Source organism: Pseudomonas sp. B21128 (assembly GCF_044218865.1).
GTDB lineage: Bacteria > Pseudomonadota > Gammaproteobacteria > Pseudomonadales > Pseudomonadaceae > Aquipseudomonas > Aquipseudomonas iridis.
In genome coordinates, this window is record NZ_CP162590.1 from 2,594,448 (window position 1) to 2,608,344 (window position 13,897).

At 59.7% G+C, this 13,897-nt stretch carries 12 protein-coding genes; 1 reads left to right on the plus strand and 11 read right to left on the minus strand.

What is annotated here, in order from left to right:
* Window positions 1-18: 18 nt before the first annotated feature.
* Window positions 19-891, minus strand: coding sequence for a dermonecrotic toxin domain-containing protein (locus tag AB4P91_RS11525; RefSeq protein WP_395604829.1), 873 nt, complete (start codon window positions 889-891; stop codon window positions 19-21).
* 238 nt (window positions 892-1,129) lie between these two features.
* Here AB4P91_RS11525 and AB4P91_RS11530 point away from each other — a divergent pair, with 238 nt between their 5' ends.
* A complete protein-coding gene (locus AB4P91_RS11530; RefSeq protein ID WP_150592770.1) occupies window positions 1,130-2,164 on the plus strand; it encodes an alpha/beta fold hydrolase in 1,035 nt (344 codons plus the stop codon).
* A 176-nt stretch (window positions 2,165-2,340) separates the two neighbouring features.
* Here the strand turns inward: AB4P91_RS11530 and AB4P91_RS11535 are convergent, their stop codons facing one another.
* From AB4P91_RS11535 to glpK, 10 genes are all read right to left on the minus strand, one after another.
* A complete protein-coding gene (locus tag AB4P91_RS11535; protein ID WP_191624015.1) occupies window positions 2,341-2,670 on the minus strand; it encodes a GlpM family protein in 330 nt (109 codons plus the stop codon).
* Window positions 2,671-2,678: 8 nt separating this feature from the next.
* Window positions 2,679-3,959 carry a sigma-54 dependent transcriptional regulator gene (locus AB4P91_RS11540; protein WP_235378459.1) on the minus strand — a complete coding sequence of 427 codons (1,281 nt, stop codon included), beginning with the start codon at window positions 3,957-3,959 and terminating at the stop codon, window positions 2,679-2,681.
* A 44-nt stretch (window positions 3,960-4,003) separates the two neighbouring features.
* The gene (locus AB4P91_RS11545) at window positions 4,004-5,905 is read right to left on the minus strand and encodes an ATP-binding protein (protein ID WP_150595724.1); all 1,902 of its coding nucleotides are present in this window, start codon (window positions 5,903-5,905) and stop codon (window positions 4,004-4,006) included.
* A gap of 154 nt (window positions 5,906-6,059) precedes the next feature.
* On the minus strand, window positions 6,060-6,794 hold the full coding sequence (locus tag AB4P91_RS11550; protein ID WP_042560754.1) for an amino acid ABC transporter ATP-binding protein: 735 nt from the start codon (window positions 6,792-6,794) through the stop codon (window positions 6,060-6,062).
* The gene (locus tag AB4P91_RS11555) at window positions 6,791-7,462 is read right to left on the minus strand and encodes an amino acid ABC transporter permease (RefSeq protein ID WP_150592772.1); all 672 of its coding nucleotides are present in this window, start codon (window positions 7,460-7,462) and stop codon (window positions 6,791-6,793) included. The genes AB4P91_RS11550 and AB4P91_RS11555 overlap by 4 nt, the downstream gene beginning before the upstream one ends.
* Entirely contained in the window at window positions 7,462-8,208 is a 747-nt protein-coding gene (locus AB4P91_RS11560) for an amino acid ABC transporter permease (protein ID WP_150592773.1), read from the minus strand. Before AB4P91_RS11560 ends, AB4P91_RS11555 begins: the two co-directional genes overlap by 1 nt.
* Before the next feature lie 190 nt (window positions 8,209-8,398).
* Window positions 8,399-9,313, minus strand: coding sequence for a glutamate/aspartate ABC transporter substrate-binding protein (locus AB4P91_RS11565; protein ID WP_042560751.1), 915 nt, complete (start codon window positions 9,311-9,313; stop codon window positions 8,399-8,401).
* A 395-nt stretch (window positions 9,314-9,708) separates the two neighbouring features.
* On the minus strand, window positions 9,709-11,244 hold the full coding sequence (gene glpD, locus AB4P91_RS11570; RefSeq protein ID WP_395604830.1) for a glycerol-3-phosphate dehydrogenase: 1,536 nt from the start codon (window positions 11,242-11,244) through the stop codon (window positions 9,709-9,711).
* 296 nt (window positions 11,245-11,540) lie between these two features.
* The gene (locus AB4P91_RS11575; protein ID WP_007916700.1) at window positions 11,541-12,296 is read right to left on the minus strand and encodes a DeoR/GlpR family transcriptional regulator; all 756 of its coding nucleotides are present in this window, start codon (window positions 12,294-12,296) and stop codon (window positions 11,541-11,543) included.
* A gap of 95 nt (window positions 12,297-12,391) precedes the next feature.
* Window positions 12,392-13,894 carry a glycerol kinase GlpK gene (glpK, locus tag AB4P91_RS11580; protein ID WP_150592775.1) on the minus strand — a complete coding sequence of 501 codons (1,503 nt, stop codon included), beginning with the start codon at window positions 13,892-13,894 and terminating at the stop codon, window positions 12,392-12,394.
* Window positions 13,895-13,897 lie beyond the last annotated feature (3 nt).

Sequence of the window (13,897 nt, forward strand, 5' to 3'; positions counted from 1 at the left end):
GGCGTCAGTCTTGAGACTTTATTCGAAGCGGATATCGTCGGTCGGCAGGTCGGCCGGAACGAGGGCCTGATCGAGCAGCCACGCTTGCATCTCGCTGCGCCGCGCAAACGCCTGGATCGCAACGGCGCGGCAGGGCAGGTAGAGCAGGAGGTTGACGTCGGCATCGGCGCCGGCGCGAATTACCCACGCGCCGCTGAGCCGGACCTTGTGCTGGTTTTTGAGCACCAGCGTCAGTTGCTCGGTGTAGACCGGCTGCATGTTCAGCAGTAACGCCCCGGCCGGGGGATCAAGGACCAGCAGCAACAGTTGGAGTTGCTCGGCGCTCAGGGATTTGCGGGCTTGGGCCAGGTGCACGGTGGCTTCGAAATGCAGTCGATACAGCTGTTTGACCTGTTCGCGCCGGGCATGCGCGGTGCCGGGCGCGCGACTGTCCCAGAACGTTCGCCAGCGCTGCGCATGCGCCTGTTGAATGCCAAGCATCTTCAGGCGCTCAAGCCATTGCTGCGGTTGCAGCGACCGCAGCGGGTGCGCCTGATCGATACCGGACACGCGACACTGCTGGTTCAGATCCGCGTCCAGCTGCGGATATTGCAAGGTGAAGGCGCAGGCCTGGGTGAAACTGATAAAGCGTTCAGGCTGTTGATCCGTGGCAGGAAACAGCAGCCCGGTGTTCTCGCCGTCCACATCGAGTTTTTCGCGCAGCTGTCGGTTGAGCGTGTCGCGCATGCCCGGAGTGGCCTTCAACACTTCGCGCAAGCCGTCGGTGCTTTGTCGCCATTGACTGATGGCGCTGAGCGCCAGACTTTCATCGGGCAGGGGGGCATTGAGTTTGAAGGTAGGCCAGACAACGGAGGTGGGTTCAGGCCTGGTCAATAACAGAGCAGCGTCCATGGGCAGAAAACTCGGTGCCGGGGCGGCGGATCCGCCCCTCAGTGGCGGATATTCAAAGGCAGTCGACGGCGCAGATGGCGGTACATAGTTATCGCACCTTGCCCATGGCGTGCAGTTATCCTCAAGCCGGATGACCGCTCGGCACTCTTCATCAAACTGTCATGTAACTGTGGCAGCGCGCTTGTACAAACTTCATCAGACTCGCGCTCTACTGGGGTTCTGTGTTTCGGTGTTTTTGATGATGAAAGGATGGTGTTTGATCGCGGCTGTTCTGGCCGCGATTTTTTTCGGCGTGCCGGCGTCTGCGGCGTCGCGATGCGATGTGAATGTGCCCACCGAGCGTGTCGATCTGGCGCAGGTCAGCCTGGCGTACCAGAGCATTGGCCGTGCTTCGGATCCGGCATTGCTGTTGGTGATGGGGCTGGGTGGGCAATTGATCCACTGGCCGGACGAAGTGGTCGAGGCGCTGTGTCAGCAGGGTTTTCGAGTGATTCGCTATGACAACCGTGATGTCGGGTTATCGACCTGGCGTCAGGCACCGGCGGAGGCCAACCTGACCTTTGAAGTGCTGCGTTACAAGCTCGGTCTGCCGGTGGCGGCGCCGTACAGCCTGACCGACATGGCCGACGATGCGCTGGGGTTGATGACGGCCCTGCATGTCGAGCAATTCCATGTGCTGGGTGCCAGCATGGGCGGGATGATTGCTCAGCACATGGCGGCCATGGCGCCGCAGCGGGTTGAGAGTCTGACGCTGATCATGACCAGTTCCGGCGCTGAAGGTTTGCCGGCGCCCAGCGCGGCCCTGGTGCAGTTGCTGGCGCAACGCGGTGCGCCGAACCGGGAGATGGCGCTGGAGCAGCAGGCGGATTTACTCGCGGCACTCGGCAGCCCGGCGGTCAGCGATGATCGCCAGGCATTGCTGGAGCAAGCGGCGGCTTCTTACGATCGCGCGTTTAATCCCGAAGGCGTGAAACGTCAGATCATGGCGATACTGGCCGAGCGGAGTCGGGTGGCGCTGCTCAACCAGTTGCGCGTGCCGACGCTGGTGGTGCACGGCACGGCCGATCCGCTGCTGCCGGTCATGCATGGCGTGCATTTGGCCGCGCACATTCGCGGTAGTCAGTTGAAGCTGATTCCAGGGCTGGCCCACCGCTTTCAGGAAGCATTCAAGGAACCGTTACTGGCGGCGGTATTGCCGTATTTGCAGGCGCATCGTGAAGACAATTCGCATTGGGCGCAGATTGAGCCGGTGGTGGGGCGGAATCTGCTGTAACGGGTGGTTTTGCAGTGTTTGTGAAGCGCCCCACACCCTAACCCTCTCCCGGAGGGAGAGGGGACTGATCGGGGGATATTACGCAACTACACCGACGTGAACGTTCTGCGGGGAATCCACAATCGAACTGCGCGTGCCAGACCGAACTCTTGATCGACCTGCATGTACCTGCGATGTCAGGCGTGGACCCGTACCCACACACTCACCAACACCGTCGCCGCCATCAACCAAGCCACGGCGGCGACGGCCAGCGAAGCCTCCAGCCGCATCCGGTCGACCATCACATACAACGTCGCCAGATACACAAAGTACGGAATGATCGACCACATCCCGAACACGATGGTGGTCTTGAGATCATCAACCGAGCGCCCCTTGCCGACGATGTAGTGAGCAATCAGCGCAAAGGTCGGGAACAGTGGCACCAACCCCGCGATGTAATAGTTTTTCGTCTTGGCCAACGCCGCGAGAATCAACACAACCGCGGCACCGAGTGCCGCTTTCAGCAACAGATCCATCAGTGGCTCAACCCGTATTTTTTCACTTTGTCGAACAGTGTGGTCTTGGCCATGCCCAGTTCCAGGCTGGCCTGGGTCAGGTTGCCGCCGCTGCGTTGTAGCGCGTCGCTGAGCAGGTTGCGTTCGAAGGCTTCCACCGCTTCGGCAAATGCCAAACCCTGGCCCGCGCTGCCGGCACCGGTTTTTTTGAAGGCGGGCAAACCGAGGGCAAAACGCTCGGCGACGTTGCGCAGTTCTCGCACATTGCCCGGCCAGTCGTGGCTCATCAGGTGCGACAGGGTCTGGTTGTCCATTTCCGGTAGTGCACGGTCGAAGCGCAGGGCCGATTGCTGGGTGAAGTGTTCGAACAGTTGCAGGATGTCTTCGCGGCGTTCGCGCAATGGCGGCAACTCCAGCGTCACCACGTTGAGGCGGTAGTACAAGTCACTGCGGAATTCGCCGGCCTTGCTCGATTCGTCGAGGTCGGATTTGGTCGCTGCAATCACCCGGCAGTCCACCGCGACGCTCTGATTGGAACCGAGCCGTTCGAGGGTGCGTTCCTGCAACACGCGCAGCAGTTTGATTTGCAGCGGCAACGGCATGCTTTCCACTTCATCGAGGAACAGCGTGCCGCCGTCGGCGTGTTCGATCTTGCCGATGCGGCGTTTGCCGGCGCCGGTGAACGCGTTGGCCTCGTGACCGAAGATCTCGCTTTCGAAAAGGTTCTCCGGCAAGCCGCCGCAGTTCAGTGCAACGAACTGCTTGCTGTGTCGCCGACTGAAGTCGTGCAGGCAGCGGGCAACCAGTTCTTTACCGGTGCCGGTTTCGCCTTCGATCAGGACGTTGGCCGAGGTGTCGGCGACGTTGGCGATCAATTCGCGCAGGTTCTGCATGGCCGGCGAGCGCCCGATGATCCGGCCTTCGAGCGAATCCCGCTCGGCCAGTTGCCTGCGCAGCGACGAGACCTCACGGGCGAGGCTGCGTTGCTCCAGCGCACGGCGTGCAACATCGACCAGGCGCTCCGGTGAGAAGGGTTTCTCCATGAAGTCGTAAGCGCCTTTCTGCATGGCGCCAACGGCCATGGAGATGTCGCCGTGCCCGGTGATCAGCACCACCGGCAAACTGCGGTCGCGTTGCTTGAGCCGGGTCAGCAGTTCCAGGCCATCGATGCCGGGCAGGCGAATGTCGCTGATGACGATACCGGCAAAGTTGTCGCCGACGCGCTCCAGCGCTTCTTCTGCACTGCCGACGCCGATGCTGGGAATGTCTTCCAGCGTCAGCGCTTGCTGGCAGCCGAGCAACACATGGGGGTCGTCTTCGACGATCAATACACTGAGGTCTTGGTTCATATTGGCTCGGCAGGGGTAGGGCTTACCAACGGTAAACTGAGAACGAAAGTGGTACCGCCGCCACCCGGGTGTTCGACACCCAAATGTCCGCCCGTGGCCGCGGCGAGGCTGGCGGAAAGCGTCAGGCCCAGGCCCAGGCCTTGTTCGCCGGGCTTGGTGGTAAAGAACGGTTCGAACAGATGCTTGCGCGCTTCGACGTCGACTCCGTGGCCATTGTCGCGCACCCGCAGGCGATATTTGCCATTGAACTCTTCGCCTTCCAGCCACAGTTGCGGCAGCGGTTGCGCCTGCATGGCGTCGAGGGCGTTGCCGATCAGGTTGACCAGAATCTGTTCGAGGCGGGTCTGGTCGATGTGCAACTGCACATCAATGAATTGCCGGTGCAGTTGCAGTGCCGGATTTTCCAGGCGCGCACCGAGCAATTGCAGCGCCGCGTCCACGGCTTTGCCGAGGCTGGCCTGGCCCTGATTGTCACCACGCCGGGCAAACGATCGCAGGCTGGCGGTGATCCGGCCCATGCGGTCGATCAGGTCGTTGATGGTTTTCAGATTGGTGCTGGCGACATCGAGCTGGCCGCGCTCGAGAAAACGCACGGTATTGCCTGAGAGCGTGCGCATGGCCGCCAGCGGCTGGTTCAATTCGTGGGCAATGCTCGTGGACATCTGGCCGATGGCGGCGAGTTTGCCGGCCTGCACCAGTTCATCCTGGGCCCGGCGCAGCGTCTCTTCAGCCTGCCGGCGTTCGCGGATCTGACTCTTGAGTCGGTCGTTGCTGGCACGCAGGTCGGCGGTGCGTTCGGTAATCCGACGCTCCAGTTGATTGTTGGCTTCCTGCAAGGCTTCGCGGGCGGCGAGGCGGGTGGCGATGACCTTGCGCCGCTCATTCCAGGCAATCAGCAGGAACGCCACCAGGGCAAATGCGACGGCGACCAGAATGCCTTGGTTGATCGCTTCGCGACGCAAATCCTGAAGCGGCGTCAGCAGGGTGAAATTCCACGGTGTGTCGCTAAGAAGCCGGGTCTGCGCCAGATAACGGATGTCGTCTTCGTCAGACTGCACTTCACTGTTGGCCGGAAAAGTGAGTTTCTCTACGCCTTCGGCCAGGGTTTCCCGGGCCAGCGGTTGCAGTTCGGTGAGCGGGAACCAGTAATACTGCAAGCTGCGGGCGAGTTTCTCTTTGACCTCGTCACTCAGCGGGATGACCGATTTGAGGCGTCTGGCCGGATCGCTGGACAGAATGATGATGCCGTTTTCATCGCTGACAAACGCTTCAAGGCGCGCCCGTTGCCAGCGTTCTTCCATGGCTTCGAGGCGCACTTTGACCACGGCGACACCGATGATCTTGCCGTGTTCTTCCAGGCCATGGGCCAGGTAGTAGCCGGGTTCGCCGTTGGTGCTGCCGATCCCGTAGAAACGGCCAGGTTCACCGCGTATGGCTTTCTGAAAATAGGCACGGAAGGACAGGTCTTCGCCCAGATAACTGTCGACATCGCGCCAGTTGCTGGTGGCCATCACGCGGCCGGTGGTGTCCATCACGTAGATTGCCCGACTGCGGCTGCGCCGGTTCAGGCCTTCAAGGTAATCGTTGACCGTTTTCCGGTGCTCCGGAGTCGGGTCGGCCAGCAATTGCGGGACACTGGTTTCCAGTTCCAGCAGGCTGGGAAGGTAGGTGTATTTGCTGATTTCGCTCTCGACGGCGCGGGCGTGCAGTTCAAGCTGACGCTGGCCGTTCTCGCCAAGGCTGCGGATGCCGAAATGTTCACTGGTCCAGAAGCCGATAAAACCCAGTCCGACCATCAGGGCGATGATCAGCGGCGGCAAGAACAGGTGACGAATCAGACGGGGCTTCACGGCAAGTGATGGCGTTGCTGCGCGATAGAGATTGGGGTCGCATTTCATCACAGATGCCTTGGGTCAACCAGCACACTTGCAGCAAGTACGCTGTCCCTGTGGGAGCTGGCGTGCCAGCGATAGCGGTCTATCAGTCGACATCATCTTCAACTGACAAGGCCCATCGCGGGCAAGCGCGCTCCCACAGGTACTGCAGAGTTTTTTAGTGCTGCAAGATTTTCTCGAGGAAGTGCTGCGCGCGTTCGGAGCGGGCGCTGATATCGCCGAAGAACTCTTCTTTGGGGCAGTCTTCGATGATTTTGCCGGCGTCCATGAAGATCACGCGGTCAGCCACTTTGCGCGCGAAGCCCATTTCGTGGGTCACGCACATCATGGTCATGCCTTCCTGGGCCAGTTGCACCATCACGTCGAGTACTTCGTTGACCATTTCCGGGTCGAGCGCCGAGGTCGGTTCGTCGAACAGCATGACGATCGGGTCCATCGCCAGCGCACGGGCAATCGCCACGCGCTGTTGCTGACCGCCGGACAATTGGCCCGGATGCTTGTGGGCGTGAGCCGACAGGCCGACGCGCTCCAGCAGTTGCAGACCTTTTTTGGTCGCCTCTTCCTTGCTGCGGCCCAACACCTTGATCTGCGCGATGGTCAGGTTTTCGGTGATGGTCAGGTGCGGGAACAGTTCGAAATGCTGGAACACCATGCCCACGCGCGAGCGCAGTTTCGGCAGGTTGGTCTTCGGGTCGGCAATCGAAGTGCCGTCGACCACGATGTCGCCTTTCTGGAACGGTTCCAGCGCGTTGACGCATTTGATCAGGGTCGACTTGCCCGAGCCCGACGGGCCGCAAACCACGATCACTTCGCCTTTTTTGACCTCGGTGCTGCAATCAGTCAGCACCTGGAAGTCCCCATACCACTTGTTGATGTTCTTGATAGAGATCATACGGCGAACCTTTTTTGCAGACGCTTGACCAGCAGCGAGGCGGCAAAGCTGATTGTGAAGTACACGAGACCTGCGAAGATCAGGAACTCATTGGAGCGGCCAATGATGTCGCCACTGGCGCGCGAGGCATTGAGGAAGTCGACCAGGCCCACGGTGTAAACCAGTGAGGTGTCCTGGAACAGAATGATGCTCTGTTGCAGCAACAGCGGGGTCATCTTGCGAAACGCTTGTGGCAGGATGATCAGACGCATCATCTGTCCGTAGCTCATGCCCAGCGCTTGCGCCGCGCCCATCTGACCTTTGGGAATCGACTGCACACCGGCGCGGACGATTTCGCAGAAGTAAGCCGCTTCAAACATCATGAACGCGACGATGCATGAGGTGAACGCACCGATCGGGGTGTCTTCGCCCGTGATCCAGCGCAGCACGAACGGCACCGCCAGATAGAACCAGGTGATCACCAGCAGCAGCGGGATCGAACGGAAATAGTTGACGTAGGCGCCGGCAACCCGCGACAGCAGTTTGCTCGAGGACAAACGCATCAGCGCCAGGAGGGTGCCGAGAATGATCCCGCCCACCACGCCCATCGCCATCAGCTTGAGGGTCATCACCATGCCGTTCCACAAACCGGGAATGGCCGGGACGATGCCACTGAAATCAAATTCCATTATTTACCCCCCACGGAGATCAGGCCGGGCACGGCAACTTTCTTCTCGACCACGCGCATCAGCAGCATGAGGCTCATGTTCAGGGTGAAATAAATCAGGGTAGCGAGGGTGAACGCTTCAAACAGGTTGGCTGAGAACTCAGCGGTCTGTTTGGTCTGCGCGAGCAGCTCCATCAGCCCGATCAACGAGGCCACGGAGGAGTTCTTGAAGACGTTCAGAAATTCCGAGGTAAGCGGCGGAATGATGATCCGGTAGGCCTGGGGCAGCAGCACGTTCCAGTAGATTTGCGGCAGTTTGAAGCCCATCGCACGGGCGGCCGATTCCTGGCCACGCGGCAGCGCCTGGATGCCGGTACGCACTTGTTCGCAAACACGCGCAGCGGTGAACAGACCCAGGCACACGACCACGCTCAGGTAAGCCGAGGTGGTCGGGTTGAGGTCCTGCTTGTACCACTCTTGCAGATCGGCGGGCAGCAGGTCGGGCACCAGGAAGTACCAGATGAACAGCTGTACCAGCAGCGGCACGTTACGGAACAGCTCGACATAGCAGGTCGCAATGCCCGCCACGATGCGGTTCGGCACGGTGCGCATGACGCCCAGTATCGAGCCCAGCAGCAGAGCGATGATCCAGGCCACGATGGCGATGGCGATGGTCCAGCCCAGACCGGAAATGAACCAGTCGAGATAGGTCTCGCTGCCCACGCCGGTGGACTTGAAGAACACGCCCCAGTCCCAGTTGTAATTCATTAGGGTCTCCCCTCGATTCGATCGATATACAAGTGCCCGCCTGGGAAACTCCGTTCCCTCTGATCGTGAAGATCAGGCACACGCGATCGGCTCGACAGCCACCGGTTCGAGTGTTTCCAGAATGTGCCAGCAGGGAGTGACAAACTCCTGAAAGGGCCGAGCCCCTTCAGGAGATAAGGTTAGTCAGAAATCAGGATTTCTTGTCGTCAGCCGCTTTATCGGTCGGATTGGCGATCAGAGCCTTGAGCTCGTCGCTCATCGGGAAGTTCAGGTTCAGGCCTTTTGGTGGAATCGGCGCCATGAACCACTTGTCGTAGATCTTGGTGATCGCGCCCGATGCGTAGGTCGCCTTGATGGCGTCATCCACAGCCTTTTTGAACGGCTCGTCGCCCTTGCGCATCATGCAGCCGTAGATTTCGTAGGACTGTGGAGTACCGGTCACGGCCCAATCGGTGGCTTTCTTGGCCTTGGCCGCTTCGCCGGCCAGCAGTGCATCGTCCATCATGAACGCAACGGCACGGCCCGATTCCAGCATCTGGAAGGATTCACCGTGGTCTTTGGCGGAGATGACGTTCATGCCCATCTGCTTGTCGGCATTCATCGCCTTGAGGATGCGCTCGGACGTGGTGCCGGCGGTGGTCACGACGTTCTTGCCTTTGAGGTCGTCGAAATCTTTGTACTTGGAGTCAACCTTGGACAGCAGACGGGTACCGATTTCGAAGATGCCGACGGAGAAGTCAACCTGCTGCTGACGCTCGACGTTGTTGGTGGTGGAGCCGCACTCGACGTCCACGGTGCCGTTCTGCACCAGCGGGATACGGGTTTGCGAGGTCACCAGGTTGTATTTGACCTGCAGATTTGGAAGGTCGAGGTCTTTCTTGATCGCTTCGACGATAGCCAGCTGGATATCGTGGGAGTAGCCGACCGGTTTGCCGGAGGCGTCAGCGATGTAGGAAAACGGGATGGAGGCATCGCGGTGGCCCAGGGTGATGACACCGGACTCTTTAATCTTCTTCAGGGTGCCGGTGAGTTCGGCGGCGAAAACTGGCGTGCTGATCAGAGCGGCAGCAATGGCTGCGCCCAGGATATGGGGAACGATGCGCATCAAATTTTCCTCGACATTGTTTTTTTTATGGAGCCAGTTTGTCGGCCCTTTTGTGCTTCGAATGCCTGACGGCTCCTGAAGTGTTGGCACAACAGGCATTCGTCGAGAGAGTGTAGAGCATGAGTCGTGCCATACCAGTCGATAACACCTAAAGCTCTGATTTATAACGCTATTAAACTTTTGTGGCGGATTTTTTTGGCGTATCTGATCCGGTTAACCGAATCGACCGCAAAGTCGCGTTCGGAAAACCGAATGGTTGGGAGGCCTCTTACCCTGGCCCTTCCGAAACGTTGGACCGCGCAGAGGGGAGAGGGCCGGGGTGAGGCAACTGAACCCACATAAAAAAAGCCCCTGAATCTCACAATTCAGGGGCTTTCATTTAAGCGATGGTTATATCAAGCCGCTTCAATCTTGCGATTCTGCTCGACCTTACCCAGATACGCCGCCAGTTTCTCCTGCTCGGCAGGAGTGGTGAACAGCCCCAGCTTGCTGCGGCGCCACAGAATATCGTGCGCGGTCGTTGCCCACTCTTCGCTGCACAGGTAGTCGACTTCGCGGGTGTAGAGCCCGCCACCAATGTGTTCACCCATGTCCGCGAGGCTTTCCACACCTTCGAGCATGCGCCAGGTGCGGCTGCCGTAGGTGGTGGACCAGCGGCGGGCGATCTCGGTTGGCACGAAGTCGAACTTGTCGCGGATCAACGCGCTCAAGGCCTGCGGGGTGGTCATGTCTTCGCCGCCGGGCAGGGTCGCCGAAGCCGTCCAGCTCGGGCGCATCTGGGTCAAGTGCGGCATTAACTGCGCCATCGCCGACTCGGCGAGTTTGCGGTAGGTGGTTAGCTTGCCGCCGAATACCGACAACAGCGGTGCTTCTTCACCGCCACCGGACAATGCCAAGGTGTAATCGCGCGTCACGGCCGACGGGTTATCGGACTCGTCGTTGCACAGCGGACGCACACCCGAGTAGCTGTGCTGGATGTCGTCGCGGCTGACTTGCTTCTTGAAGTGTGCGTTGACCACTTTCAGCAGGTAATCGGTTTCGCCGTCGGTGATCGCCACTTTGGCGGGGTCGCCGGTGTACTCGCGGTCGGTGGTACCGATCAAGGTGAAGTGGTTGAGGTACGGAATGGTGAAAACGATGCGCTGATCTTCGTTTTGCAGAATGTGCGCATGTTCACCTTCGTACAGCTTCGGCACGATGATGTGGCTGCCCTGAATCAGACGGATGCCGTATGGCGATTCCATCTTCAGGTCATCGCGAATGAACTTGGCAACCCATGGGCCCGCGGCGTTGACCAGTGCTTTGGCGGTGATCGAGAACAGGCTGCCGTCGGCGCGCTCAAGATTCAGATGCCACAAGCCTTTGGCGCGGCGGGCGCTGACGCAACGGGTCTGAGTGTGCACATGGGCGCCTTTTTCCCGCGCAGCCATGGCGTTCAGTACCACGAGGCGGGCGTCGTCGACCCAGCAATCGGAGTATTCGAAGCCTTTGGTGATTTCGCTGTTCAGTGCGCTGTCGGCGCCGAACTTAAGACTGCGCGAACCGGCGAGTTTTTCGCGCTTGCCGAGGTTGTCGTACAGGAACAGACCGGCACGAATCATCCACGCCGGACGCAGGTGCGGACGGTGCGGCAGTACGAAGCGCATCGGCTTGACGATGTGCGGGGCCTTGGCAAGCAACACTTCGCGTTCAGCCAGCGCTTCACGCACCAAGCGGAACTCGTAATGTTCGAGATAGCGCAGGCCCCCGTGAATCAGCTTGCTGCTGGCCGACGAGGTGTGGCTGGCCAAGTCATCCTTTTCGCAAAGGAACACCGAGAGGCCGCGACCGGCGGCATCCGCTGCGATCCCCACCCCATTGATCCCGCCACCAATGACGGCGATATCGTAGATCTCGGAGATAGGGGGCGTACGCAAGGTAGATGTAGACATCGGCTGGCCTCGGGCTCTTTTGATTTTCTATATTTGAATTCGAACATTAATGTTCATTTGCGAAAATGGTAGCCCATAAACACGCGCACAGCCAGTCGCATTCGATTGAAAAAACTCATCGAAGGGCCGGCAAAGGAAAATTTCCGAACATTAAATGCGCGAAGGGGCGCTAGAGGTGTGCTGTTTACTCGATTGCCTTCGCGAGCAGGCTCGCTCCCACAGTTTGAAATGCATTCCAATGTGGGAACGAGCCTGCTCGCGAAGGCGTCGGCGCAGCAAATGAAGATTAGGGGGGGTTAAACCACTTCCAGCCGAATCTTGTGCTGACTCAACAACTGCGCCAATGCCGGCACCGGTTGCTGGTCGGTCACCAGGCAATCAATCAGGCTGATCGGTCCGAGCCGGATCATCGCGTTACGTCCGAACTTGCTCGAGTCCGCTGCCAGAATCACCTGGCGTGCATTGGCAATGATCGCTTGTGAAACCCGTACCTCCTGATAATCGAAGTCGAGCAGACTGCCGTCCTCGTCGATACCACTGATACCGACCAGCGCGAAATCAACCTTGAACTGATTGATGAAATCCACACTCGCCTGACCCACCACACCGCCATCGCGACGGACATTGCCACCGGTCAGCAGCACATCGAAATCATCCTTGGCACTGAGCATCGACGCCACGTGCAGGTTATTGGTGATGATTTTCAGGTGGTTGTGGTTGAGCAGGGCGCGGGCAATCGATTCGGTGGTGGTGCCGATGTTGATAAACAGCGAGGCATGATCGGGAATCTGTGCGGCGATGGCTTCACCAATGCGTTGTTTTTCATCGCGCATCTGATCGGCGCGCATCGCATAGGCAGTGTTTTCGACGCTGGAATCATAGGCAGCGCCGCCGTGGTAACGACGCAGCAGATTGGCTTCCGCGAGCTGATTGATGTCGCGGCGGATGGTTTGCGGGGTAACAACGAACAGCGTGGCCATTTCCTCGATGCTCACATAGCCGCGTTCGCGGACCAGCTCGAGGATTTGCTGCTGACGGGGAGGCAGATTCATGGGGCTTCCTTTGGGCTGCCGTGCAAAATTTGCCCATGATGCCGCAGGAATCTCCTCCCGACCAGTTTCCAGCTTTAGTCAGTCTTCAGACTGGCTTATTCAGCGTCCTCACGCGCCCAGTCACGGGTGCGGCTGACGGCTTTTTTCCAGCCTTTGTACAACTTCTCTTTCTCGACTTCGTCCAGGCTCGGTTCGAACTCTCGCTCGATCACTGCTTTGCCACGCAGTTCATCCAGGCTGCCCCAGAAGCCGCACGCCAGACCGGCCAGATACGCCGCGCCCAGTGCCGTGGTTTCGCGCATTTGCGGGCGCTCGACCTGGGTGCCGAGGATGTCGGCCTGGAACTGCATGAGGAAGTTGTTCGCCACCGCGCCGCCGTCTACGCGCAGGGCTTTGAGGCGTTCGCCGGAGTCCTGTTGCATGGCGTCGAGGACGTCGCGAGTCTGGTAGGCGATCGATTCCAGCGCGGCGCGGATGATGTGATCCACGCGTACACCGCGAGTCAGGCCGAACAGCGCGCCACGGGCATACGGGTCCCAGTAGGGAGCGCCGAGACCGGTAAAGGCCGGTACCAGGTACACGCCGTTGCTGTCCTTGACCTTGTTGGCGAAGTATTCGGTGTCGTGGGCGTCGTTGATGATTTTCAGCTCATCGCGCAGCCACTGCACAGTCGAACCACCGTTGAACACCGCACCTTCCAGCGCATAAGCGACTTCGCCGCGCGGGCCGCAAGCGATGGTGGTGAGCATGCCGTGCTTGGATTTCACTGCCTTGTCGCCGGTGTTCATCAGCAGGAAGCAGCCGGTGCCATAGGTGTTTTTCGCTTGGCCCGGCTCAACGCACATCTGGCCGAACAACGCCGCTTGCTGGTCACCGGCGATACCGCCGATGGCAATGCCGCTTTTGGTGCGGCCGTAGATCTCGGACGAGGCTTTCACTTCCGGGAGCATTTCGCGCGGGATGTCGAGGATCTCCAGCATCTTCGCGTCCCACTCAAGCGAGTGAATGTTGAAGAGCATGGTGCGCGAGGCGTTGGTGTAGTCGGTGACGTGCACCTTGCCGCCGGTGAATTTCCAGATCAGCCAGCTATCGACGGTGCCGAACAGCAATTCGCCGTTGCGCGCACGCTCGCGGCTGCCTTCGACGTTGTCGAGGATCCACTTCAATTTGGTGCCGGAGAAGTACGGGTCGGTGACCAGGCCCGTGGTGTCACGGATGTACTCTTCGTGGCCATCGCGCTTGAGCTGCTGGCAGATCTCGGTGCTGCGGCGGCACTGCCAGACGATGGCGTTGTAGACCGGACGGCCGGTGGTCTTGTCCCAGACTACGGTGGTTTCACGCTGGTTGGTGATGCCGATGGCGGCGACCTGATCGTGATGCAGACCGGCCTGGGCCAGCGCTTCGACCATGACGGCGCTCTGGGTGGCGAAGATTTCCATCGGGTCGTGTTCGACCCAGCCGGCTTGCGGGTAATGCTGGGCGAATTCGCGCTGCGCGGTGCAGACCACGTTCGCATCGCGGTCGAAAATGATCGCGCGGGAGCTGGTCGTGCCCTGATCGAGGGCAATGATGTAGTTCTTATTCTGAATGTCGGTCATGTC

What these genes read in the sequence shown, in the direction of transcription:
- AB4P91_RS11545 (WP_150595724.1), bottom strand. Translation starts at nt 5,905, where the DNA reads ATGAAATGCGACCCCAATCTCTATCGCGCAGCAACGCCATCACTTGCC.
- AB4P91_RS11530 (WP_150592770.1), top strand. Translation starts at nt 1,130, where the DNA reads ATGATGAAAGGATGGTGTTTGATCGCGGCTGTTCTGGCCGCGATTTTT.
- AB4P91_RS11555 (WP_150592772.1), bottom strand. Translation starts at nt 7,462, where the DNA reads ATGGAATTTGATTTCAGTGGCATCGTCCCGGCCATTCCCGGTTTGTGG.
- glpD (WP_395604830.1), bottom strand. Translation starts at nt 11,244, where the DNA reads ATGTCTACATCTACCTTGCGTACGCCCCCTATCTCCGAGATCTACGAT.
- AB4P91_RS11525 (WP_395604829.1), bottom strand. Translation starts at nt 891, where the DNA reads ATGGACGCTGCTCTGTTATTGACCAGGCCTGAACCCACCTCCGTTGTC.
- AB4P91_RS11575 (WP_007916700.1), bottom strand. Translation starts at nt 12,296, where the DNA reads ATGAATCTGCCTCCCCGTCAGCAGCAAATCCTCGAGCTGGTCCGCGAA.
- AB4P91_RS11550 (WP_042560754.1), bottom strand. Translation starts at nt 6,794, where the DNA reads ATGATCTCTATCAAGAACATCAACAAGTGGTATGGGGACTTCCAGGTG.
- AB4P91_RS11560 (WP_150592773.1), bottom strand. Translation starts at nt 8,208, where the DNA reads ATGAATTACAACTGGGACTGGGGCGTGTTCTTCAAGTCCACCGGCGTG.
- AB4P91_RS11565 (WP_042560751.1), bottom strand. Translation starts at nt 9,313, where the DNA reads ATGCGCATCGTTCCCCATATCCTGGGCGCAGCCATTGCTGCCGCTCTG.
- glpK (WP_150592775.1), bottom strand. Translation starts at nt 13,894, where the DNA reads ATGACCGACATTCAGAATAAGAACTACATCATTGCCCTCGATCAGGGC.